General features: G+C 72.9%; 19 protein-coding genes and 1 pseudogene. 9 read left to right on the forward strand and 11 right to left on the reverse strand.

Translation table 11 applies throughout. The annotated features are described in order from the left end of the window. Positions 1-27: 27 nt before the first annotated feature. Complete coding sequence (gene katG, locus ACZ7H1_RS20290) at positions 28-2,217, reverse strand: catalase/peroxidase HPI (RefSeq protein ID WP_470788377.1); 2,190 nt, start codon at positions 2,215-2,217, stop codon at positions 28-30. Between the two features lie 275 nt (positions 2,218-2,492). On the opposite strand from katG, the gene ACZ7H1_RS20295 reads away from it, so the two are divergent. Further along, on the forward strand, positions 2,493-2,729 hold the full coding sequence (locus ACZ7H1_RS20295) for a hypothetical protein (RefSeq protein WP_470788378.1): 237 nt from the start codon (positions 2,493-2,495) through the stop codon (positions 2,727-2,729). A 35-nt stretch (positions 2,730-2,764) separates the two neighbouring features. On the opposite strand, the gene ACZ7H1_RS20300 is transcribed toward ACZ7H1_RS20295, so the two are convergent. The 4 genes and pseudogenes from ACZ7H1_RS20300 to ACZ7H1_RS20315 all read right to left on the reverse strand — a co-directional run bounded on the left by ACZ7H1_RS20300 (position 2,765) and on the right by ACZ7H1_RS20315 (position 7,292). Beyond that, positions 2,765-3,832, reverse strand: a complete 1,068-nt coding sequence (locus ACZ7H1_RS20300) for an FUSC family protein (RefSeq protein ID WP_470788380.1) — start codon at positions 3,830-3,832, stop codon at positions 2,765-2,767. Between the two features lie 25 nt (positions 3,833-3,857). Beyond that, positions 3,858-4,679 carry a class I SAM-dependent methyltransferase gene (locus ACZ7H1_RS20305; protein ID WP_470788382.1) on the reverse strand — a complete coding sequence of 274 codons (822 nt, stop codon included), beginning with the start codon at positions 4,677-4,679 and terminating at the stop codon, positions 3,858-3,860. A gap of 59 nt (positions 4,680-4,738) precedes the next feature. Beyond that, positions 4,739-6,541: pseudogene (locus ACZ7H1_RS20310) on the reverse strand (amidohydrolase family protein); the annotation flags it as partial. A 307-nt stretch (positions 6,542-6,848) separates the two neighbouring features. Then, the gene (locus ACZ7H1_RS20315) at positions 6,849-7,292 is read right to left on the reverse strand and encodes a hypothetical protein (protein ID WP_470788384.1); all 444 of its coding nucleotides are present in this window, start codon (positions 7,290-7,292) and stop codon (positions 6,849-6,851) included. 232 nt (positions 7,293-7,524) lie between these two features. Here ACZ7H1_RS20315 and ACZ7H1_RS20320 point away from each other — a divergent pair, with 232 nt between their 5' ends. Then, the gene (locus ACZ7H1_RS20320) at positions 7,525-7,728 is read left to right on the forward strand and encodes a hypothetical protein (RefSeq protein WP_470788386.1); all 204 of its coding nucleotides are present in this window, start codon (positions 7,525-7,527) and stop codon (positions 7,726-7,728) included. Positions 7,729-7,950: 222 nt separating this feature from the next. Here ACZ7H1_RS20320 and ACZ7H1_RS20325 read toward each other — a convergent pair whose 3' ends face one another. Then, positions 7,951-9,060 (reverse strand): sugar ABC transporter substrate-binding protein, encoded by a 1,110-nt coding sequence (locus ACZ7H1_RS20325; protein WP_470788387.1) that lies wholly within the window; start codon positions 9,058-9,060, stop codon positions 7,951-7,953. Between the two features lie 274 nt (positions 9,061-9,334). Here ACZ7H1_RS20325 and ACZ7H1_RS20330 point away from each other — a divergent pair, with 274 nt between their 5' ends. Further along, positions 9,335-10,378 (forward strand): endonuclease/exonuclease/phosphatase family protein, encoded by a 1,044-nt coding sequence (locus tag ACZ7H1_RS20330; RefSeq protein ID WP_470788389.1) that lies wholly within the window; start codon positions 9,335-9,337, stop codon positions 10,376-10,378. 49 nt (positions 10,379-10,427) lie between these two features. Here the strand turns inward: ACZ7H1_RS20330 and ACZ7H1_RS20335 are convergent, their stop codons facing one another. From ACZ7H1_RS20335 to ACZ7H1_RS20350, 4 genes are all read right to left on the reverse strand, one after another. Then, positions 10,428-11,045 carry a TOPRIM nucleotidyl transferase/hydrolase domain-containing protein gene (locus ACZ7H1_RS20335; RefSeq protein ID WP_470788391.1) on the reverse strand — a complete coding sequence of 206 codons (618 nt, stop codon included), beginning with the start codon at positions 11,043-11,045 and terminating at the stop codon, positions 10,428-10,430. Positions 11,046-11,118: 73 nt separating this feature from the next. Next, positions 11,119-11,550, reverse strand: a complete 432-nt coding sequence (locus ACZ7H1_RS20340; RefSeq protein ID WP_470788392.1) for a hypothetical protein — start codon at positions 11,548-11,550, stop codon at positions 11,119-11,121. Further along, positions 11,547-12,044, reverse strand: a complete 498-nt coding sequence (locus ACZ7H1_RS20345) for an RNA polymerase sigma factor (RefSeq protein WP_470788394.1) — start codon at positions 12,042-12,044, stop codon at positions 11,547-11,549. The genes ACZ7H1_RS20340 and ACZ7H1_RS20345 overlap by 4 nt, the downstream gene beginning before the upstream one ends. Then, positions 12,034-13,383: an alpha/beta fold hydrolase gene (locus tag ACZ7H1_RS20350; RefSeq protein ID WP_470788396.1), complete on the reverse strand. Its 1,350-nt coding sequence runs from the start codon at positions 13,381-13,383 to the stop codon at positions 12,034-12,036. Before ACZ7H1_RS20350 ends, ACZ7H1_RS20345 begins: the two co-directional genes overlap by 11 nt. Positions 13,384-13,584: 201 nt before the next feature. Between ACZ7H1_RS20350 and ACZ7H1_RS20355 the strand changes: the two genes are divergently transcribed. The 5 genes from ACZ7H1_RS20355 (at position 13,585) to ACZ7H1_RS20375 (ending at position 17,691) form a co-directional block, all read left to right on the forward strand. Continuing rightward, positions 13,585-14,754 carry a sensor histidine kinase gene (locus tag ACZ7H1_RS20355; protein WP_470788397.1) on the forward strand — a complete coding sequence of 390 codons (1,170 nt, stop codon included), beginning with the start codon at positions 13,585-13,587 and terminating at the stop codon, positions 14,752-14,754. Continuing rightward, entirely contained in the window at positions 14,751-15,419 is a 669-nt protein-coding gene (locus ACZ7H1_RS20360; protein ID WP_470788399.1) for a response regulator transcription factor, read from the forward strand. The genes ACZ7H1_RS20355 and ACZ7H1_RS20360 overlap by 4 nt, the downstream gene beginning before the upstream one ends. 58 nt (positions 15,420-15,477) lie before the next feature. Next, positions 15,478-16,014, forward strand: coding sequence for a hypothetical protein (locus tag ACZ7H1_RS20365; RefSeq protein ID WP_470788401.1), 537 nt, complete (start codon positions 15,478-15,480; stop codon positions 16,012-16,014). 115 nt (positions 16,015-16,129) lie between these two features. Continuing rightward, positions 16,130-16,537, forward strand: coding sequence for a YciI family protein (locus tag ACZ7H1_RS20370; protein ID WP_470788465.1), 408 nt, complete (start codon positions 16,130-16,132; stop codon positions 16,535-16,537). An 8-nt stretch (positions 16,538-16,545) separates the two neighbouring features. After that, positions 16,546-17,691 carry an RNA polymerase sigma factor gene (locus ACZ7H1_RS20375; RefSeq protein ID WP_470788467.1) on the forward strand — a complete coding sequence of 382 codons (1,146 nt, stop codon included), beginning with the start codon at positions 16,546-16,548 and terminating at the stop codon, positions 17,689-17,691. A gap of 96 nt (positions 17,692-17,787) precedes the next feature. Here ACZ7H1_RS20375 and ACZ7H1_RS20380 read toward each other — a convergent pair whose 3' ends face one another. Continuing rightward, positions 17,788-18,132, reverse strand: a complete 345-nt coding sequence (locus ACZ7H1_RS20380; protein WP_470788468.1) for an ester cyclase — start codon at positions 18,130-18,132, stop codon at positions 17,788-17,790. Between the two features lie 92 nt (positions 18,133-18,224). Between ACZ7H1_RS20380 and ACZ7H1_RS20385 the strand changes: the two genes are divergently transcribed. Continuing rightward, the gene (locus tag ACZ7H1_RS20385) at positions 18,225-21,599 is read left to right on the forward strand and encodes a S8 family serine peptidase (protein ID WP_470788402.1); all 3,375 of its coding nucleotides are present in this window, start codon (positions 18,225-18,227) and stop codon (positions 21,597-21,599) included. The last annotated feature ends 71 nt before the right edge of the window (positions 21,600-21,670 follow it).

Below are 21,670 nucleotides of genomic sequence, written 5' to 3' on the forward strand. Positions count from 1 at the left end.
GATGACGGGCCGACCGGGACACCGGGCTCAGGCCAGGTCGAAACGGTCGAGGTTCATCACCTTGTCCCACGCCGCCACGAAATCACGCACGAACTTCCCTCCCGCGTCCTGGGCCGCGTAGACCTCCGCAACGGCCCGCAGCTGGGAGTGCGAACCGAAGACGAGGTCGACGGCGGTGGCGGTCCACTTGACCTCGCCCGTGGCGCGATCGCGGCCTTCGAAGACGTTCTCGGCCGCGGCCGACGCCTTCCACTCCGTACCCATGTCGAGCAGGTTGACGAAGAAGTCGTTGGTCAACTTCTCCGGCCGGTGGGTGAAGACGCCGTGCGGGGACCCGCCGAAGCCGGTGTTCAGGGCCCGCATGCCACCGACCAGAACCGTCATCTCCGGTGCGGTCAGCGTGAGCATGCTGGCGCGGTCCAGCAGGAGGGTCTCCGGCGACAGCTTCTCTCCCGGCCGGAGGTAGTTGCGGAACCCGTCCGCCGTCGGTTCGAGCACGGCGAACGTCTCCACGTCGGTCTGCTCCTGCGAAGCGTCCGTGCGCCCCGGCGCGAACGGGACCGTGACGTCGTGCCCGGCGCTCTTCGCGGCCCGCTCGACCGCCGCGCACCCGCCCAGGACGATCAGGTCGGCGAGCGAGACCTTCTTCCCGCCGGCCTGCGAGCCGTTGAAGTCCTCCCGGATCCCGTCGAGGGTCCGCAGCGCCTCGGCCACCTCGGGCAGGGCGTTGATCTCCCAGTCCTTCTGCGGCGCGAGCCGGATCCGGGCGCCGTTGGCCCCGCCGCGCTTGTCGGTGCCGCGGAAGCTCGCCGCCGACGCCCATGCGGTGGTGACCAGCTGCGGGACGGACAGCCCCGAGGAGAGGATCCTGGCCTTGAGGTCGGCGATCTCCGCCGCCCCGACCAGCTCGTGGTCGACCGCGGGGACGGGGTCCTGCCACAGCTGCGGCTCGGGAACCCACGGGCCGAGGTACCGGGAGAGGGGGCCCATGTCGCGGTGCAGCAGCTTGTACCAGGCCTTGGCGAACGCGTCCGCGAGCCTGGCCGGGTTCTCGTGGAAGCCCTTGGAGATCGGCGCGTAGACCGGATCCAGCTTCAGCGCGAGGTCCGTCGTCAGCATCATGGGGGCGTGCCGCTTCGACGGGTCATGGGCGTCGGGCACGGTGCCCTGGGCGGAGGGGTCCGTGGGGGTCCACTGCTTCGCACCGGCCGGGCTCGTCGTCAGCTCCCAGTCGTACCGGAACAAGTTGTCCAGGTAGCCGTTGTCCCACTTCGTCGGTTCGGAGGTCCATGCGCCCTCCAGCCCGCTGGTGAGCGTGTCGACGCCCTTGCCGCTGCCGTACGAATTCGTCCAGCCGAGGCCCTGCTGCTCGATCGGCCCGGCTTCCGGTTCCGGGCCGATGTACTCGGGATCGACCGCGCCGTGGCATTTCCCGAAGGTGTGGCCGCCGATGATGAGCGCGACCGTCTCCTCGTCGTTCATCGCCATACGGCCGAACGTCTCGCGAATGTCCCTGGCGGCCGCCAGGGGATCCGGGTTTCCGTTGGGCCCTTCGGGATTGACGTAGATCAGCCCCATCTGCACGGCGCCGAAAGGACCGGAGAGTTCCCTGTCACCGCTGTAGCGCTCGTCTCCGAGCCAGGTGTCCTCCGATCCCCAGAAGATTTCCTCGGGTTCCCAGATGTCCTCCCGGCCGAAGCCGAACCCGAATGTCTTGAAGCCCATTGATTCCATGGCGCAGTTGCCGGTGAAGACCAGGAGGTCGGCCCAGGAGATCTTCCGGCCGTACTTCTGCTTGACCGGCCAGAGCAAACGGCGTGCCTTGTCCAGGCTCGCATTGTCCGGCCAGCTGTTGAGCGGGGCGAAGCGCTGGGCGCCGGAGCCGCCGCCGCCCCGGCCGTCGGCGATGCGGTACGTTCCGGCGGCGTGCCAGCTCATCCGGATGAAGAGCGGCCCGTAGTGGCCGTAATCGGCAGGCCACCATTCCTGCGAATTCGTCATCACCTCGAAGACGTCCCGCTTCAGCGCGTCGACGTCGAGGGTCGCGAACTCTTCGGCGTAGCTGTAGTCCTCACCCAGCGGATTGGACCGGGGCGAGTGCTGGTGGAGGACCTGAAGATCCAGCTGATCAGGCCACCAGTCCCGGTTCGTCCTGGGGCGGGTAGACGTGGGGGCCGGGGAGGGGATTGCCGGGTTCTCGCTTTCGCTGCCGGACACGTCCGTCCTTCTTCCTGTCGCGGTGTTTCCACCTGCTGGCTGCTTCTCTTGACGCTGTCTCTTTCGAACGACGCCGGTGGCCGAGCGTGTGTCGGCGTCCGTATGGTCGCGCACGACGGACCGCACTGCCACGAGAACACGCGGAGCACTTCCGCATAACGGGCAGCCGACGTCCGAATCCCTTATTCGCTGTTTTCCGGGCGTGCGGAGGGGAACTCCGCGCGTATCCTCGAAAAGAACGCGGCGGACGGGCCGCGAAGTGGAGGCGTTTGTGCATGACCGAAAGCGCGAGTCCGTACGTCTCCGGGGCGCGGGTCACCGTACTCGGCGTGTACCCGGGTGACCCGCCGTTCCGCATCGTCGAGATCGACGGCGAGGTCGTCGGCACTGCCCGGTCCATGACGGACGTGGTCCTGACCGCAGCGGCCTCCGGAATCACGATCCACGACATGGACGACCCGGACGAGGTCCGGTGGGTCGGCGGCGGGAGATTCCACTGGAGCACGTCCTGACACGCTGACGGCGGCTCCGGCCGCGCGTGCCCGGGTCAGCCGTCGGAGCCGGCCGGCGGGCCGGACGCGCCGACCGGCGCGAGGTCGTCCAGGACCTGCTGGAAGGGCCGGCGGAGGGCGACGGCGAGGGGCCGGGAATCTGCGCGGACGTAGGCGGCCAGGCAGTTCCGGGCGGTGGCAACGGCAGGCCGGGGATCCTCGCCGGAAAGGGTGTCGGCGATGGCCCCCGAGGTGAGCGCGGCCAGTTCGGGGAGCCGGCTCCGGGCCCCCGCGAGGTCTGCGGCGAGGTCTTCCCTGCCGGTCAGTGCGGCGACCTCCCTCGCCAGGGTCACCACGTGTGGGGCGAGCCGGTCGGCGGTGTCGATGCGCCCGGCCCGCAGCCGTACGGCGTCGCGGTGACGGCGGCGCAGCGGGTTGAACCTCATGCCTCGCTCGGCTTCCCTGGCACGCGCGGCGCTCGCGTGTACGGCTTCGGCGTGGGCGTTGACCAGAGCGAGGTTGTCGCGGGCGGCAGCCGCCCCGGCGCCGAGGGCCGCCGCGGTGCCGTTGAGGGCCCGGGCCAGGTGCACACGGCAGTCGTCGGCGATGGCCGCCAGTACCCGGTGGGGGGCCGGCGGCCACAGCAGCGGGGCGAGCAGGATCGTCACGGCCGCTCCCGCGACGGTCTCCCACACGCGGTGCAGTGCGTAGGCATCGGGCGAGGTGCTGGCGAAGACCAGCAGCGACGACGCCGCGACCTGGATGTTCAGCCCTCCGCCGGCCCGCAGGACCATGCCGACGCCCAGGCCCAGGGCCACCACCAGCGCCAGGGCGGCGGTCGAGGGGCGCAGCACGTTCAGGACGGCGAGCCCGATCAGCACCCCCGCGACCACGCCCAGGGCCCGCTGCAGCGACGTGCCCAGGGCCGTCATCGGATCGCCGCGCAGGGCCACCAGCGGGACGATCGCCGCGAAGACCGGCGGCTGGTCGGCTCCCAGCCACAGCGCGACCTGCCAGGCGACGGCGACGGTGACCACGATGCGGGCCGCTGCGGGGCCTTCGGTCCGCACGACGTCCAGGGCCCGGCGGCCTCGTGGTCCTCGGGTGCCGGCGGAGTCGCTCATCCGCGCCTTCCTCCCGCACAGGGCGTCACGGGGAGGGGGCGTCCCCGGGCCTCCAGCCCCAGGCCGTGAGCATGCCCGGCGACAGTCCGGTGCACCGCGGGGAGTCCAGGTAGCGCACGGCCTCGTCGATCCCGGCGTCGTCGATCAGCCCCGTCGCCACCATGGCCGCCCGCGCCCGGTCCCAGGTGTCCGCCCAGAACCGGCTGATCGGGCTCCCCGGAAGGAGCGGCGGTACGTGGATCTCGGCCGCCACCGCCTCCAGCCCGGCCGCCCGCAGCAGCTCGGTCCGGTGGGGCACCTGCGAGACGTCGGTCCCGATGCTGTCGCGCAGCCCCTGCCACATGGCCCGCACGGCGCGCGTGTACGGAGTCGCGGGCGCCGAGTCCGTGGTCAGGTCGACCGCGTCGCTGACCACCAGCACCCCGCCCGGGGCGAGCAGCCCGGCGAGCCGGGAGACCGTCTGCGGCGCGGAGGGCAGGTGCATGAGCACGAACCGGGCGTGGACCAGCCGGAACAGCCCGGGGGAGAAGTCCTCGGACGTGATGTCCGCCTGGAGCGCCGTCAGTCCCGGCACAGGGTGTGCCGCGAGGAACCGCACGTCCCGGTCCACGGCGAGGACCTGCGCCACACCCGCCTCGCCGAGCAGCCGCCGCGCCACCGTGCCCGTACCCGCGCCCACCTCCAGGCAGGTCCAGCCCGGCCCCGCGCCCAGCTGCCGGAGCCGGGCCATGGTCGTCTCGTCGTAGGCGAGGGCCCCGAGGTCGATCCGGTCGTCCTCGCCCCGGGCCTCGGGACGGAAGACCCGTTCTCCGTAACGGCCCCCGCTCGGGGGCCCTGCACCGGCCATGGGGCCATTGTGGCAAGCGGGAGCGGATGCCACATGTCGTGATGCGGACCGGGCGGGCCCTACAGCCCCGGGACGTCCCACCCGTCCGCGCCGCCGCAGCAGCCGTCCCGGAGCAGTCGGCGGGTGACGGCACGCCAGCCGCCCTCCGGCTCCGGCGCGGCAGCAGCGCCACTGCCACCGGTGAACCCGCCGATCAGACGGGCCCGTTCGTGGACCGTGCCGCCGCGGACCGCCGCCCGTACCCGGATCAGCTCGGCGAAGTCCGTGAACGGGTCCCCGTCGACCACCGTCAGGTCGGCGATCCGGCCCGGCTCGACGGTGCCCAGCCGGTCCCCGACCCCGAACACCCGCGCCGGGATCCGGGTCGCGGTGGCCAGTGCCTCGGCAGGGCCGAGCCCGTACCGGTGCAGCGCCCGCAGGGCCAGGTGCAGATGGAGCCCGACCGGGACCAGCGGCGCGTCCGTGCCCAGCGCCACCAGCCCGCCGCCTGCCAGGATCCGCCGGTAGACCGCCATCTCCCGCTCCAGCGCCAGCAGCTGGTCCGCGGTCGGGGGGCGGGCCGCCGCCGCGCGTACGGCGGCCACGTCCCACGGCGGCATCAGCGCCGTCACCCGCGCGTCCTCGGCGGCCCCCGGATCCTCGCCGAGCAGCGGGAGCGCGGTGAACGGCGTGGCGATCAGATGGAACCGGCCGCGGGTGTAGAGCTCCACGCTGTCCTGGTACGCGTACCCCTGCGAGGTGGCGCCGTGCCCGGCCTCGGCGCGCTCGGTGGCCACCAGATGCGTGGTGAGGTCCTGCCCCGTGGAGATCCCCGCGGCACACAGGTGGGACCCGGCCGGCACCCCCAGCCGCTCGTGTGCGAACCGGGCCGCCTCCGCCATCATCCAGCCCGGCGCCCGTACGTACGTCTTGAGGACGTCCCAGTCCAGCTCGGCCGCGCGGGCGAGCGAGCGGGCCATCCCCTCCCGCGTGCGGTGGGCCCGGCTCATCGTGTACGCGACCCGGTTGCCGTCCAGGTGCTCCCCGCAGGTCAGCATCCGCGGTGCGGCGAGCCGTCCGGCCAGGACGTCCTGCCGGAGCCGGGCCTGTTCCTGGGCGGAGCCGCCGAGGGAGACCGTCGTGGTGATCCCGTAGGCGAGGGCGGTGACGCCCTGCCGCGCGCCGTACGTGTTGCAGTACGGGTGTACGTGTGCGTCCCAGAGACCGGGCAGGACGGTGCCCTCCGAGACGTCCACCGTCCGCCCGGCCCGGTGCCGCCGCCCGCCCGCGCGGCGAGGTTCCACGGACGCGATCCGCCCGTCGCGGATCAGGACGTCCACCTCGGTGCGCGGCGGGGCGCCGGTGCCGTCCCAGAACCGCCCGGCGCGCACCAGCGTGTCCACCGGTTCGGGCCGCCGGTGGTCCAGGGCCGCCGGCACGGTCCGGGCGGCGCCGTCCGGCGAACCGTCCGCGGTGAGGCGCAGCAGCCGCAGCCGGGCACCGCACTGGTAGAGCAGGGTCCGGGAGTCCGCGGCCCAGGAGGGGTGTTCGGCGGGTTCGTCGGTGATCCGGCGGGCAGGTCCGGCCGGGGTGCCGTCCGGGCCGACCGGCAGCAGCCACAGCGCCGACTCCGCGACGCAGGCCAGGTGCCGACCGTCCGGCGACCACACCGGGCCGGAGGCGTACCGGTCGGACAGCGAGACGTGCGGGGCCAGGGCGTGCAGCCGGGCCGCGCCGGTGGTGGTGTCGACGACGCGGATCAGGTTGTAGCCCTCGCGGAACCGCTGGTTGAGCCGGTTGCGGTCGCAGAGCGCCAGGTACCGGCCGTCCGGCGACCAGGTGGGCATGCCCGGCAGCCCGCCGCCGCCGAGCGGGGAGGCCAGGGAGGCCTGGACCTCGGCGACCACCCGCTCGCCGACGGCGGTGGCCGCGCCGTTGGTGGCCGCGGTCAACCGCAGCCGAACGGTGTCCCCGGCCGGCCCTCCCGGGCCAGGACCCGGGACGGCCCACCGCCCCGGCAGCCGACGCCGGGGCGGTGGCCGTCCCGGGGCGGCGCCCCCACCGCCCCCGCTGCCGCCGCCCGGAGGATCGTCCTGCGCCCCAATGGCATTCCGGCCACCCGCTCCCTGTTCCGGAGACCGCTCGTCGGCCACGTCAACGATCAAGGGCGGGGGCCGGAAACGCGGCAACTCAGTAGTTGCTGCAGTCCAGGTCGGTGTGGGCCGCGGTGACGGCGGTGTCGAGGGTCTCGGTGTGCGGCGTCAGCGCGGTGACCGCGTCCTGGCCGGTGGTGTCGCCCGGCAGGTCCTCGTAGGCGCTCTTCAGGTCATCGGTGGCCTTCTTCACGGCATCCTTGCGCGCCGTGTTCCAGGTCGCCGTGGACTCCGCCACGTCCTTCCAGTCGTCCTGGACGTCCGTGTACGCCTCGCTGATCTGGTCCTTGGTGGCCGTGGCCGGGTCCAGGGCACCCAACTTGGCGTTGTCCGCCTTGAGTTCACCCAGGTCGCTGCAGAGATCCGCGGCGGCTGCAGACGGGTCGTCCGTGGGCCCCGCGGCCAGGGCGGCGGAGGCGCCGCCGGCGGCGAGCACCAGTGCGGAGACAGTGCTGACTGCAGTGGAAAGAAGGCGATTCATAGATTTCACCCTTTCGGGGAAGTGGCCCCCACTCGCTCCAAGCTGGCACATCCCACCGGGACCCGCACATCGATTCGTGCGCGTGTTCGATGGCGTGGGGCTGCGCACCACGGCGCCCCGCACCCGCAGGGGCCGCCGGTTTCCTGCCCGGGCGCATCGCCCGGGGACAGCCGGGTAGGCGGCCGGTACGGCACAGGCGCTGCACCCCGCCGCGCGCCGGAGGAGGAGAGCGATGACCAGCACCCCGGACGCCGGCGCCCCCAGGCCCGTCCCTGAGGACCCCGACGCCGTCACGCCCGACCTTCCGCCCACCGGTCCGAAGGCCCCGGACCCGCCCGCAACGGAGCCGCCCGCACCGGAGCCCGGCGAGGAGCGGGAAGGCCCGGGCGAACCCACGGGCCCCGGCAACGCCCCCGCGCAGGAGCCGCCCGACTAAGGGCGGTCCCGTAACCCCCGGTGGATCGGCGCACGGCGCCGGATGCGGTGCATCGCAAGGCGGAGGGGCATCCGCGTACCGGGCGTATTCGGACGTTCCGACAACGCGGCGAGGTGCCGTAGCCGGCGTCGTGCGCCCGCCGGGGGTTACGGGACAGCCCTTGGGGCCGGGAACGGCGGGAGCCCGGCCCTGCGAGAGCTCGCGGGGCCGGGCCCGGATCGACTACAGGAGGCCTATCTCCCTGCACGCGGACTTGAGCCTGTCGGTGCAGATCTCCTCGACCGTGTAGACACCGTCCAGGACCACGGTCTGCCTGATGTTGCTCCTGTTCAGTGCGACACCGGGGATGAGCATGGCCGGGATGGCCTTGTTGGTCGGGCTGTTGACCGTCTGGTTGACGAGCAGGTCGATCCGCTCGCCCTTCGCGAGGGCGACGGCCATTTCCGCGGCGACCGCGGCCTCGGGCTCGTACTTCTTGTACACGGTCATGTACTGATCGCCCTCGACGATCCGCTGTACGGCGGCGAGTTCCGCGTCCTGGCCGGTGACCGGCGGCAGGTCGGTCACACCGGCGTTCTTGAGCGCGCTGATGATGCCGCCCGCCAGGCCGTCGTTGGCGGAGTACACGCCGGCGATCCGGCTCGAACCGAGCGCCGACAGCGCGGACTTCATGTTCGCGCGGGCCGCCTCGGGCTTCCAGTCGGCGGTGTCGTACTCCTTGCCGATGCTCACCTTCCCGTCGAGGACGGAGTGCGCACCGGACTTGAACAGCTCGGCGTTCGGATCGGACTCCGAGCCGTTCATCATGACGACCACACCGCTCTTGGCCTTGCCGCCCAGTGCCTTCAGCAGCGCCTGGCCCTGGACCATGCCGACGTCCACGCTGTCGTGCGAGGTGTACGCGTCGATGGGCCCCTCCGCGAGGCGGTCGTACGCCACTACGGGGATGCCTGCCTCCTTGGCCTTCCTGACGGCGCCGGCGATCGCCTTGGAGTCGACCGCGTCGATGATCAGGACGTCCACCTTCTTGGCGATCATCGCATCGACCTGGCTGTTCTGAGCGGCGGCGTCCTGCCCGGCGTTGGCGTAGAGGACCTGCCCCTTGCGGAAGGTGTGGTGGGCGACCCACTTCTCGATCAGCGGCTTGTCGAACTTCTCGTAGCGCACGGCCCCGTTCTCCGGCAGCAGCAGCCCGACCTTGATCGCACCGCCCTTGGCGGCCCCTCCCGCCCCGGCACCGCCCTGATCCCCGCTGCCGCAGCCGGCGAGCGATACGGCGAGTACGGCGGCGGCAGCCGGCACGGCGGCGGCACGGCCCAGGCGTCTGTTCACGATGCACCTCTCTGACCAGGCCGTGTCCTTGCGGCGAGGTAGAGGCAGTCAACTGGCCGATATGAGGACCGTCAAGAAGTAAACCCTTAACGGAATGGCAACGTTGAAATCCTGTCGCATTTATCCATCGCACTACCCTTTCGTCAGGAGTTTCGGTTCCCCCGGCCCTCCGGCGCAGTTCAACTCGTGAAGCGGCAAGGAGACGTGCGGCTGCCGCTTAAGGTGATCCTTCGTGCAGCAGGGGGACCTTGCTGCGGGTTATGGGGGGATTTACATGAAGAAGCCTTTGGCGGCCGTGGCGGTGGCGGTCGCGGCGCTCGTCGCCTCCGCTCCGAGTGCGACGGCCGTGGCGGTGGGGCCGGAGGCCGTGACGTTCACCGCGTGGACCTGGAACGTGTCGGGCCACAAGATGAACAAGGGCTCCACCGACAACGGACTGGTGGCCGAGGCGGTCGGCTCCATCGAGCGGCCCGAGAACAACGTGGACTTCGTGTCCTTCAACGAGATGTGTTACGGCCAGTACCAGAAGGTCCGGTCGGCACTGGTCGACTGGAACCCCGAGAACAAGAGCTACGCCCGCTTCCAGGAGGCGATCCCGGCGGGCAGCCGCGACGCCGCGGGCAAGCAGATCTGCCAGGGAGAGGCGTTCGGCAAGGCCCTCTTCAGCCGGTACGAGCTGGGCAAGGCCGAGTACCACGAGTTCGCGCAGGAGAGCGGCCTCACCTACAAGTCCCCTGACGATGCCCCGCAGCCGGTGAAGAGCGGCCTGCTCTGCGCACCGCTGGTCGCCTACCCGAACATGAAGTTCTGCTCGGTGCACATCACGCCGGTGTCCACGACGGAGGAGCCGTTCGGGTACCGGCAGCTGATCGAGCTCAAGACCCTCCTGGACGGCTTCGCCGCCAAGGACAAGACCTACATGGTGGCCGGCGACTTCAACGCCCAGCCCGACTACGGCCGCCTCGACCAGTTCTACGACAAGGCGCTCAACGTCCCGGACAGCAAGAACCAGGACAACAGGGGCGTGCACCGCGAACTCGACGACACCGACTCGAGGTGCCTCGGCTACGGCGAGTGGACCGCCGTCACCACCGAGGGGAACGAACCTCCTTGCGGGGACGGGCGGAAGCTGGACATGATCTTCGTCCGCTCGGACCAGCTCGCGTCCTCCGCCTACTCCGCTGACGCCAAGGAGATCCCGGACTGCCGCGAGGTCGACTCCCTGGGCAAGGCCATCGACGGAACCAGCCGGCCCTGCACCGACCACCGCGTCGTGACGGGCCACGCCACGCTCAAGATCAACCCGCTGGTGGGCTGAACCGGCGGGACGAAGCGCGGGGGGCTGTGCGGACAGTCTCCCGCGCCGGTCACAGGCTCGCGAAGAGACCGTCGAGCGGGGCCGGAACCCGTCCGGGGTCGAGGGCCTCGACCAGGAGACGGCCATAGCGGATCTTGCGGCCCTTCTTCGTGCCGAGGAAGCGCCTGAGCTGCCGCTCCCGTGGCCGACCGTGCTGTGCGGGCTGGCGCAGGAAGGTCTCCCACGCCCGGAGGTCCCCCTCCGCCCGGATGATCTCCTCGACCCGCGCCGTGCCCAGCGCCCGGACGAGTTCGTCCTCCAGGTCCGCCGCGCACACGAAGAAGCCCCCGTGCGGCGCCCCGGCGCGCTGCAGTCCGAGGCCGTAGAAGCGCTGCTCGCGCTCGTCGCACAGTCCCTTCAGGCGCAGACCGAGCCCGGGTGGCCCGAGGAGACCGGCGTAACGGCCGACGTTCATCGCCCCGCCCATCGCCACGACGCACACCCCCTCGCCGGCAAGGTCCCGGCCGCGCCGTGCAGCCAGCGTCTCGACGGCCGCGAGGTCGCTCGGCCCCTCCAGCAGGACCGCCGTCCGCAGCCCCAGCCGCACTGCCAGATCGTTCGCCGGTTCGCCGCAGCCACCGGCCGCCCAGCGGCCGACCTCGTCCCGGAACGCGCACATGTTCGCCATGCGGCGAGTCTGCACGTCCGGCCACCGCCACGACACGGAATATTCGACGGCCCGGTGAGGCTGCCCACGCCCCTCACCCCTCCGTGGAGCGCACCCGGTCCGCCAGCCGCCGCGCCGCGCGGTCCAACTCCCTTGCCGTGCCGAAGGGGACGACCGCCGCGCGGGTGGGGATGCGGACACCGCCGGTGAGGGCGATGCGCGTACCGCCCTCCGGCTCCGGCGCCGCCGCCACGCCGACGATCAGGAACCGGCTCTGCAGCCAGCACCAGCCCGGGCGGCGGTAGCCGCGCAGACGGGCCCGGAAGCCGTACGCGCTGCGCGCCAGGGCCTCGATGCGGTCCCCGTCCGCGCGGACGATGCGGATCCGCTCGAGGTCGGGGAGGAAGTCCAGGGCGGCCATGACCGGCCAGACCTCCTCGAAGGGCGCGGACAGGACCTCTTCGGCGATGCGTGCCCCGCGCACCCCGGCCGCCATGGTGTGCAGTCTCTGCACCGTGTCGATCATGCGGACCACGCCTTTCGGAAGCTCGTACGGGCCCGGTGGAGACGGGACTTGGCGGTGCCGGCCGGGACGCCGAGGACCGCTGCCGCGCTCTCCTCGTCGAGGCCTTCCACGTCCCGCAGGACGAGCACGGCCCGGTGTTCGGGGGAGAGCCGGGCGAGGACGTCCTCGATGTCCGCGGCCAGCTGCGGATCGCCCTTCGCGGGCACGTCGGCGAGCTCGGCGGGGCGGGCCCGCGCCGCGCGCCGGGCGGTCCGTACGGCCTCCCGGACCGCGATCGCCCGCACCCACCCGTACAGGGCCTGCGGGTCCTTCAGCGACCGCAGCGAGCGGAACACGGCGAGCAGGGCCTCCTGCGTCGCGTCCGGGCCGTCGTCGAGCGCGATGGACGTGCAGATCCGGGAGACGTACGGGGTGAGGTGGTCGAGCAGTTCGTGCAGGGCCAGGGTGTTCCCGCCCCGCGCTGCTCTGGCGAGGGCCACGGGGTCAGCGGTCATGGAGGAACTCTCCCATCGCCGCGTTCACCTGGTCCGGGCAGTCCAGGGTCAGTGCGTGACCACAGCCGTCCAGGACCGACACCCTTGCGTCCGGTAGGAGTTGCCCGAACCGGGCCGCCTGCCGCACGGGCAGTACGGAGTCCTGCCGGCCCCACAGCACCAGCACCGGCAGCCGCGTCGCCGCCATCGCCGCCTCCGTCTCCCGCCAGTCCAGGCCGCGCTCCAGCCGGTACACCGCCCGCCGGTTGACCTCCCGCGTGCCCGGTTTCCAGGCCGCGTCCACGATCTCGTCCGTCACCCTGTCCCGGTTCGCGAACAGGCCGCGCACGGAGGACTCGGCGGCGCTGCGGCCCGTACCGAGACCGGTCGACAGCTCGCCCACCAGGGGGAGTTTCATTGCCTCCCAGGCGGCGGGGTCCCGCTCGTCCAGCCCGGAGGGAGCCAGCAGGGCGAGCCGCGTCACCCGCTCCGGGTACCGCTGCGCGTAGGCCAGTGCCCATCCGCCGCTCCAGGAGTTCCCGGCCAGCGCGGCCCGCTCGACGCCCACGGCGTCCAGGAAGCTGCCGACGGCCTTCGTCATACCGTCCAGGTCCCAGGTCAGGGACCGGTCGCGGAGCTCGGTGAAGCCCTGGCCGGGCAGGTCGACGACGTACACGGTGTGGTTCCGGGACAGCGCCGCGGCCTGCTCGCGCCAGGCGAACGTCCAGGACGCGCCGGGGGACAGCAGCACGACGGGCGAGCCGCCGGAGCCCTTGCGCACGTAGTGGAAGCGGGCCACGGGGGTCTCCACGAACCGGGAGCCGGCCGGGGCGGCGTAGCCCTTCTGCTCCGGCGGCTCGTACCCGTACGCCGTTGCGGCCGCCAGCGACACGAGTACGAGGGGCAGTGCCAGCAGCCGGCGCGGGACCCGCCCCAGCAGGCCGACGGCGCCGATCCACCCGGAAGCGAGGCACAACGGCGTGTACAGCAGCAGGTTCAGCCAGAAGAAGACCGGCCCGGCCGCCCCGTCACCGGCACCGAACACCCAGGCCAGGCCGAGCAGCCCGCGCGCCAGCAGCCCGGCGGTCACCGTCCAGGCCGCGACGGCGGTGAACCGCCCGCCGCGGCCGTGGCCGCGGGCCAGCAGGGCCGCCGAGGTGGCCAGCCCGAGCACCGCCAGGGGCAGCACCACGCGCGGCGCGAACGACACCTCCCCGCCCAGGACGGCCAGCGACAGCGCACGCTCGTCGGGCGCGGGCCAGGTCGGCCCGAAGGCCCAGTACAGATGGGCGAGTCCGTCGACGGCGAACAGGGCGGCCAGCGCCCGCCCGGCCCGTCGGCGGCGCACAGGATCAACCACGGCTACTCCCAGAGGTGTTGACGGAACCGACACCCGAAGGAGGAGGCGGGGCGGGAGAACGTTCCCTGTGCTCCCCGTCACACCGCCCTTCCCCGGACCCGTACGAGGGCTCGGGCGCCGTGCTCGTGTGCGAGCCTGCCGGAGAGGGAACGACGGGCGACTGCACGACCGGCGAGGGAACGACCGGCGCGGGGAGGCGCGATGGCGGTGGCGGCGCGGGGCGGACCTGTCCTGTGGGCAGCCCGCGGTGGACTGTGGCTGCTGGGAACGGCAGCCGCCGCGGTCGGGACGGCGCACATCGCAGCCGGTGCCGGCGACCGGCTCGTCGACGGGTGGGCGTACCTGGCGGTGCTGGTGGCGTGCGCGGCCGCCGGGGCGGCGTTCCGGTTCCCGGTGGCCGCCGTCGGCGTGGTGACCGGTGCGCTGGGCGGATACGTGGCGGCGGACTACCCGCAGGGGCCGGTGCTCGTGACCGGTGTGGTCGCGCTGTACGCGCTCGGACTGGCCCGGCCGCGGCCCGTGGCGTACGGCTGGGCGGCGGGCATGGCGGGGCTGCTGGTCGCTGCGAGCGCCGTGGTGGACGGCGGACCCGGGGCGGTGGACCTGCTGTTCCTCGGCTGGATGGCCGCCGCGGTGCTGGCCGCAGACGCGGTCCGGGCGCGGCGGGAGCGTACGAAGGCGAGGGCCGATGCCCGCGACCGGGAGCAGCGCCGGCAGGTGGTGGAGGAACGGCTGCGCATCGCACGGGACCTGCACGACGGGGTCGCGCACGCGATGGCCACGATCAGTGTTCAGGCAGGACTCGCCGGACATGTGATCGACAGTCATCCCGAGCGGGCGAAGGCGGCGCTGGAGACGGTCCGTGCGGTCAGCGGGACGGTCCTCGACGAGCTGGCCGCGATGGTGCGGCTGCTGCGCGACGGCGAGGATTCCGGGGGGCCGCCCCTGCACCCCGTGCCGGGAGTGGCGGACCTGCCCGCCCTGGCCGTGTCGATGAAGGCTGCGGGCATCGACGTGGCCCTGGTGCTCGCGCTGGACTCGGAACCGGTGCCCGCACCGGTGGACGTGGCGGTGTACCGGATCGTTCAGGAATCGCTCACGAACGTGGCGCGCCACGCCGGCGCGACCCGCGCCGAGGTGCAGGTGGGCCACGACGGTGCGGGCGGGCTCCGCCTGTCCGTCAGCGACAGCGGTTCCGGCGGCCGCGCTGCCGGGGCCCCCGGGGCAGGGCCGGGGCCGGGGGTCGGCATCGCGGGCATGCGGGAGCGGGCCAGGGCCACCGGCGGCACGCTCACCGCCGGCCCCCGCGAGACGGGCGGCTTCCGGGTCGCGGCGCACTGGCCCGCGCCGCTCGCGGGGGTCCACGGATGATCCGGGTGGTGGTCGCCGACGACCAGACGCTGGTCCGGGCGGGGTTCCGGGCCCTGCTGGACACGGCGCCGGACATCACGGTGGTCGGCGAGGCGGACGACGGAGCCTCCGCGCTCGCGGTCGTGGGCGAGACGGTCCCGGACGTCGTGCTGATGGACATCCGGATGCCGGGGGTGGACGGGATCGCGGCGACGGCGAGGATCGCGGCCGACGAACGGCTCTCGGGCGTACGCGTGCTGATCCTCACCACCTTCGACGCCGACGCGTACGTCTTCGAGGCGCTGCGCGCCGGAGCCTCGGGGTTCCTGGTGAAGCACACACACCCGGCGGAGCTGCTCAACGCCGTACGCGTGGTCGCCGCGGGCGACGCGCTGCTGTCGCCGGGGGTCACGCGCCGGGTGATCGCCGAGTTCGCGTCCCGCCCCGCGCGCGCCGAGCCGGTACCGGAGCGGATGGCGGCGCTGACCGGCCGTGAGCGGGAAGTGGTCGTGCGGATCGCCGAGGGCCTGTCCAACGACGAGATCGCGCGGGAGTTCGTCGTGAGCCCCGCGACCGTACGCACCCACGTCAGCCGGGCCATGACGAAGCTCGACGCCCGCGACCGCGCCCAGCTCGTCGTGTTCGCCTACCGCAGCGGACTGCTCCGCGTACGTCCTGACGCGTAGGGCGCATCTCCACGCCACGCTGACGACGTGCCCCGCCCGCCGCGGCGATGCTGGCCGCATGCTGAAGAAGCCGAGGGAACGACTCGCCGTCCCGCTCCTGCTGCTGCTGTCGGCGCTCGGCGCCGCGGGCGCGGGCCTGAGCCTGATGACGCACATGCACCACCGGGGACTCGCCTACATCGACCAGGCCGAAATGCCGGGGTACGACAGCGGCTACGAAACCCTGTCGGACCTCACGGTCATCCCCGTGGGCGTCAGCGGCGTGGTGTGCGTCGTGGCGCTGCTGTTCCTGCGCCCCCGAGGGGTGCCGCTGTGGATGACCGGGCTCAGCCTGGCCATGCAGCTGGCCGTCTTCCTCACCCGGATCTCCATGTGGGGCAGCTGGGCCGAGGAGGTCCGCGCGGCCGGATCGACATGGCGGGCGGACGGCACCCTGCATCCTTCGTACACCCAGTACATGGACACCAACTGGATCCGGATCGCCCTCATCACCGGGTACGCCCTCCTCGCCCTGGTGATGGCGGTCCTTGCGGTGACCCACGCGGCGCGGCGGCCGCCCGCTGCGGGAGGGACGGCCGCGGCGCGGTGGAGGTGACCCCGGCCGGTGCCGCCGAAAGAATCTCGTACGGCGATGTCGAGAACCCGTTTCCGGCTCCGTCCCTGCAGTGAACGCGACCACAATGGGCCGCACCAGCACCGAGGAGAAGACCATGGCCAAGTACCTGCTGCTCAAGCACTACCGCGGCGCCCCGGCTCCCGTCAACGACGTACCCATGGACCGGTGGACGCCGGAGGAGATCTCGGCCCACATGCAGTACATGGGCGACTTCGCGGCCCGGCTGGAGAAGACCGGCGAGTTCGTCGACGGCCAGGCGCTCGCCCCCGAGGGCGCGTGGGTCCGCTACGACGGTGAGGGGCGCCCGCCGGTCACCGACGGCCCGTTCGCCGAGACCAAGGACCTCATCGCCGGCTGGATGATCATCGACGTCGACAGCTACGAGCGCGCCGTCGAGCTGGCCGGCGAGCTGTCGGCCGCCCCCGGGGCGGGCGGCGAGCCGATCCACGAATGGCTGGAGCTGCGCCCCTTCCTGGCAGCGCCGCCCACCATCACCGAGTGACCCCACCGATGGACGAAGCCCTGATCCGGCGCCTCACGCCGAGCGTGCTCGCGATCCTCGTCCGCCGCGGAGCAGACTTCGCGGCGGCCGAGGACGCCGTACAGGACGCCCTGGTCGAGGCGGTCCGCGTCTGGCCGGCCGAGCCGCCGCGGGACCCGAAGGGCTGGCTGATCACCGTGGCCTGGCGCCGGTTCCTCGACGCGACCCGGGCCGACACCTCCCGCCGCCGGCGTGAAGACCTCGTCGACCGGGAGCCGGCGACCGGGCCCGCACCCGCGGCGGACGACACGCTCCAGCTCTACTTCCTGTGCGCCCACCCCTCGCTGACACCGTCGTCCGCGGTCGCGCTCACCCTGCGCGCCGTGGGCGGTCTGACCACCCGCCAGATCGCCCAGGCCTACCTGGTGCCCGAGGCCACCATGGCGCAGCGCATCAGCCGGGCCAAGCGCACCGTCTCCGGCGTGCGGTTCGAGCAGCCCGGCGACGTCGCCACCGTGCTGCGCGTCCTCTACCTGGTCTTCAACGAGGGCTACTCCGGCGACGTCGACCTCGCCGCCGAGGCCATCCGCCTCACCCGGCAGCTCGCAGCCGCCATCGACCACCCCGAGGTGGCCGGGCTGCTCGCCCTCATGCTGCTCCACCACGCCCGGCGCACCGCCCGGACCGCGGCCGACGGCAGCCTGGTGCCGCTCGCCGAGCAGGACCGCAGCCGGTGGGACACCGCCGCGATCTCCGAGGGCGTCGGCATCCTGCAGGCCGCCCTCGCCCGCGACCGGCTCGGCGAGTTCCAGGCCCAGGCCGCCATCGCGGCACTCCACGCGGACGCGCCCACCGCCGAGGAGACCGACTGGGTGCAGATCGTCGAGTGGTACGACGAGCTCGCGCGCCTGACCGACAGCCCCGTCGTCAGCCTCAACCGCGCGGTGGCCGTGGGCCAGGCCGACGGACCGCGCGCCGGCCTGGCCGCGCTCGCGGCACTGGACGACTCGCTGCCCCGCCACACTGCCGTCGCGGCGTACCTCCACGAGCGCGACGGCGACCTGGCGACGGCCGCACGGCTGTACGCCGAGGCCGCCCGGAAGGCAGCCAACCTCGCCGAACGCGACCACCTGACGCGCCAGGCCGCCCGGCTCAACGCCCGCCGGCCCCGCTGACGGGCTGCGGACGCCCGGCGGCCGGCACCGGACCGGCGTGTACGACGGGACACCGGCCTCCGTCGTAGGGTGAATCCCGAACGCGAGGAACTGGCGTCACTGCCCAGCGGCGGGCGCGTGCGCGTGCTCCGGCGCGGGGGAGATCTGCCGCATGAGGCCGACCATGTCGGGAGCGACCCACTCCTCGGCGATCCTGTCGCCCTCGATGCGGTAGATCTCGATGCTCCGGAAGCCGCCCTGCCGGTCCGTCGCCGCGACTCCCTGGAAGGTGCCCCGGTGCGTTCCGCGGAAGTGGACCCGCACCGCCACACTGTCTCCGGCGCCGGACATGTCCTCGACCTCGATCCGCAGGTCGGGGAAGCCCTCCAGCATGGTCCGCGCCCCGTGCCGCCAGATCTCCCGGCCGTAGAGCGGGCCGGGAGCCCCGGGGACGTCGGCGATGAATTACCTGCTGCCGCCGAGAACCGAACCCACCTCCAGCGCGTGATACCGGAGAACGCTTTGGCATGCTCACGAATGCGGGGGAAACGCGGGTGGGACCCATTTCAAAAGCGAGAACGGCGGCACTCGCCGCCGCTGTGGCCGGGACGCTGATCACGGGTGCGGTGTCGGCCGGGATCCAGCCGGCGCAGGCCGCGAGCTCCACCGAACAGGACGGTGAGAAGGCGTCGGCGAAGGCGAGGGCGAAGGCCGCGAAGTCGAAGCCGGCGTCCGCGACCGTGACGCTGATCACCGGCGACCGCGTCGTCGTCGGCTCCGACGGCCGGGTCGTCCGGCTCATACCGGGCAAGGGCCGTGAGGGGACCGGCTTCTCGGTGCGGCGCGAGCCCGGGCACACGTACGTCATCCCGCAGGACGCACTGCGCCTCGTCGGCGACGGCGTCCTCGACCGGCGGCTCTTCGACGTCGTGCAGCTGGTCGGGGACGGGTACGACGACGCGCACCGCACCACGCTCCCGCTGATCGTCGGCTACCGCCCGGACGGGTCCGGAGCGGGTTCCCTCGAGGCCCCCCGCGACCCGTTCGCGGGCCTGGCCGTCCGGGAGCGCCGTGCGCTGCCCGCCGTCGACGGCGAAGCGTTCGAGGCGCCCAAGGCCGGTACCGCGGCACTGTGGGCGGCGGTCACCGGCCGCTCCGCGGCCCGTACGGCAGGCGGTACGGCCGGCCTCGCGCGGCCCGTCGCCCACGTCTGGCTCGACGCGAAGGTCCGGGCCACCCTCGCCGAGAGCGTGCCGCAGATCGGCGCGCCCGTGATGTGGAGGTCCGGCTACACCGGCAAGGGCGTCAAGGTGGCGGTCCTGGACACGGGAGTGGACGAGACCCACCCGGACCTCAAGGGCGTCGAGGTCGCGCAGAAGAACTTCAGCGCCTCGCCCGACAACAAGGACCGCGCTGCGCACGGTACGCACGTGGCCTCCATCCTCGCCGGCAAGGGCACGAAGTCCGGCGGCCGCTACAAGGGCGTGGCGCCCGGCGTGCAGCTCCTCGACGGCAAGGTGCTGGACGACAGCGCCACGGGCCTCAGCTCGGAGGTCATCAGCGGCATGCAGTGGGCCGTCGACCAGGGTGCGAAGGTCGTCAACATGAGCCTGGGGAGCCCCGACACCCCCGGGGTCGACCCCAAGGAGGCAGCCATCGCCCGGCTCTCCGCCAAGGCCCTGTTCGTGGTGGCCGCAGGGAACTCCGGCGACCGGCCCGGCACCATCTGGTCGCCCGCCAGTGCCCCCGCCGCGCTCACCGTCGGCAACGTGGACAAGCAGGACGCGATCGCCGAGTCCTCCAGCCGCGGCCCGACCCTCGACGCCGTGTCCAAGCCGGACATCACCGCCCCGGGCGTCGACATCACCGCCGCCCTGACCACACAGGGATCCGAGCCCCCCAGCGAGGACTACGTCGCCCTGACCGGCACGTCGATGGCCTCCCCGCACGTCGCGGGCGCCGCCGCCCTGGTGCTCCAGCAGCACCCGGGCTGGAGCGGACCCCGGCTGAAGGCGCTCCTGACCGGCTCGGCCAAGCCCAACCCGCGGCTGAACGCCCACCAGCAGGGCGCGGGCCGGGTGGACCTGGCGCGCGCCGCCACGGCACAGGTCGTCTCCGAGCCCGGCTCCCTGGGCTTCGGCACGCACGCCTGGCCGCACGCCGACGACAAGCCGCTCTCCAAGACCCTCACCTACCGCAACTACGGCACCCGGGCCGTCACCCTGAAGCTGAGCACGTACGGGACAGACCCGGCGGGCCGCCCCGCCCCGGCCGGCATGTTCACCGTCAAGGACGCCCAGCTGACCGTTCCGGCCGGCGGCACGGCGAAGACCTCCGTCACCGCCGACACGCGCAAGGGCAGGGTTGACGGCGTCTTCGGCGGCACCGTGCTGGCGTCGGGAGGCGGCCAGCAGGTGCGCACCGGTCTCGTGGTGGACCGGGAGGTGGAGTCGTACGACGTCACGGTGCGGCACATCGACGCCGACGGGGCGAACCCGGCCACCTACGCGACGATGATCACCCCCATCGGCGGGCGCGGCGATCGCACGGAGCTCCCGTACCGCGCGAACGGCACCGTGGTCCAGCGGCTGCCCAAGGGCTCCTACCAGCTGGAGAGCCTCGTCTTCGCCGAGGACAACGAGGTCGGCTTCTTCGTGCAGCCGGTGCTGAAGGTGACCGGCAAGGTCGCGGTCACGCTCGACTCCCGCAAGGCCAAGCCCTTCGCCGTGAAGGCCCCTGATCCGGCCGCGAAGCTCGTCACCTCCATCGTCGGGTACGACGACGAGGCCGCGGGCGTGTCCAACACCTGGTCCAGCAGCGGGGTGCCGGCCATGCGCACCGCCGCCCTCGGCCCCGACTCCGCCACGATGCGGGCCCAGTTCAACGGGGTGTGGAAGACGCCCGGCAAGAACGCCGACTACCGGCTCGCCTTCAACCGGAAGGGCAGCTTCTTCACCGGCCTCACCCGCACCGTCACCCGGGCCGAGGTCGCCGAGGTGAAGCTCGGCTTCGGCGCTTCCGTCACCGGGGCCAGGGGCCGGGTCGGCATCCTGCCGCTGGACGAGCGCGGGGCCGGCGTCGGCATACGGGAACCGCAGGAGCAGAAGCTTCCCCTGGCCACCACGCACTACCTCAGCACCGCCGGTGTGCGCTGGTCCTGGACGGCCGCGCAGCTCAACGCCCGCAGCGAGGTACGCATGATCTACACGAAGGAGTGGGTGGCCTACAAGCCGGGCTCCAGCCACACCCTGCGGTTCAACACCGGTGTGGTCGGCCCCGATCTCGCGGCCGGGAGCCCGGAGGTGCAGGGCGCCGAACGGACCGGCGACTACATCAGCACCAGGATCCCGCTGTTCAACGACGGCAGCGGCAACCCGGGGTCCTCCCTCGTCACCGGCGGCTTCGCCCGGCTGGAATCCGGCGGGCGGGTCCTCGGCCAGGGCTCGGCCACGGACTGGATGAGCACCGAAGTCCCCGCCGCCTCCGCCGCGTACCGCCTGACGGTCGAGGCGAGCCGCTCCGCCGCGGACACCTCCACCAGCACGAAGGTGACGGGCGTGTGGACGTTCAAGTCGGCCCGGCCGGCTTCGGACCGGACGGCCAGGCTGCCGTTGTCGACGGTACGGTTCGCGCCGAAGCTGAGCCTGAACGGCACCGCTCCGGCGGGCAGCACGCTCAAGGTGCCGCTCGAGCTGAGCGGCGCGGCCGCCGCGGCCGGACAGGTCGCCGCGCTGACCGTCAACGTCTCCTACGACGGGGGCAGGACGTGGAAGCCGCTCACGGTGACGACCGATACGAAGGGGGCGCGCTCGGTGAGCGTGAAGCACCCGACGACGGCCAAGGCCGTGTCCTTCCGGGTGGACCTGAAGGACAGGGGCGGCAACACCGTGCGGGAGACGATCACGAACGCCTACCGGCTCGCGCCGTGAGGTGACCGCACGACGGTGACCACCGCACGACACCGATGAACCCTCCGGCCCGGCCCGCACTCCACGGGGCC

Source organism: Streptomyces sp. NPDC037401 (genome assembly GCF_055602345.1).

Excerpts from the sequence above, each read along its gene's own strand:
- ACZ7H1_RS20330 (WP_470788389.1), top strand. The coding sequence starts at position 9,335 with ATGAAGAAGCCTTTGGCGGCCGTGGCGGTGGCGGTCGCGGCGCTCGTC.
- ACZ7H1_RS20355 (WP_470788397.1), top strand. The coding sequence starts at position 13,585 with ATGGCGGTGGCGGCGCGGGGCGGACCTGTCCTGTGGGCAGCCCGCGGT.
- ACZ7H1_RS20295 (WP_470788378.1), top strand. The coding sequence starts at position 2,493 with ATGACCGAAAGCGCGAGTCCGTACGTCTCCGGGGCGCGGGTCACCGTA.
- ACZ7H1_RS20345 (WP_470788394.1), bottom strand. The coding sequence starts at position 12,044 with ATGACCGCTGACCCCGTGGCCCTCGCCAGAGCAGCGCGGGGCGGGAAC.
- ACZ7H1_RS20320 (WP_470788386.1), top strand. The coding sequence starts at position 7,525 with ATGACCAGCACCCCGGACGCCGGCGCCCCCAGGCCCGTCCCTGAGGAC.
- ACZ7H1_RS20335 (WP_470788391.1), bottom strand. The coding sequence starts at position 11,045 with ATGGCGAACATGTGCGCGTTCCGGGACGAGGTCGGCCGCTGGGCGGCC.
- ACZ7H1_RS20305 (WP_470788382.1), bottom strand. The coding sequence starts at position 4,679 with ATGGCCGGTGCAGGGCCCCCGAGCGGGGGCCGTTACGGAGAACGGGTC.
- ACZ7H1_RS20370 (WP_470788465.1), top strand. The coding sequence starts at position 16,130 with ATGGCCAAGTACCTGCTGCTCAAGCACTACCGCGGCGCCCCGGCTCCC.
- ACZ7H1_RS20360 (WP_470788399.1), top strand. The coding sequence starts at position 14,751 with ATGATCCGGGTGGTGGTCGCCGACGACCAGACGCTGGTCCGGGCGGGG.
- ACZ7H1_RS20300 (WP_470788380.1), bottom strand. The coding sequence starts at position 3,832 with ATGAGCGACTCCGCCGGCACCCGAGGACCACGAGGCCGCCGGGCCCTG.
- ACZ7H1_RS20340 (WP_470788392.1), bottom strand. The coding sequence starts at position 11,550 with ATGATCGACACGGTGCAGAGACTGCACACCATGGCGGCCGGGGTGCGC.
- ACZ7H1_RS20365 (WP_470788401.1), top strand. The coding sequence starts at position 15,478 with ATGCTGAAGAAGCCGAGGGAACGACTCGCCGTCCCGCTCCTGCTGCTG.
- ACZ7H1_RS20375 (WP_470788467.1), top strand. The coding sequence starts at position 16,546 with ATGGACGAAGCCCTGATCCGGCGCCTCACGCCGAGCGTGCTCGCGATC.
- ACZ7H1_RS20315 (WP_470788384.1), bottom strand. The coding sequence starts at position 7,292 with ATGAATCGCCTTCTTTCCACTGCAGTCAGCACTGTCTCCGCACTGGTG.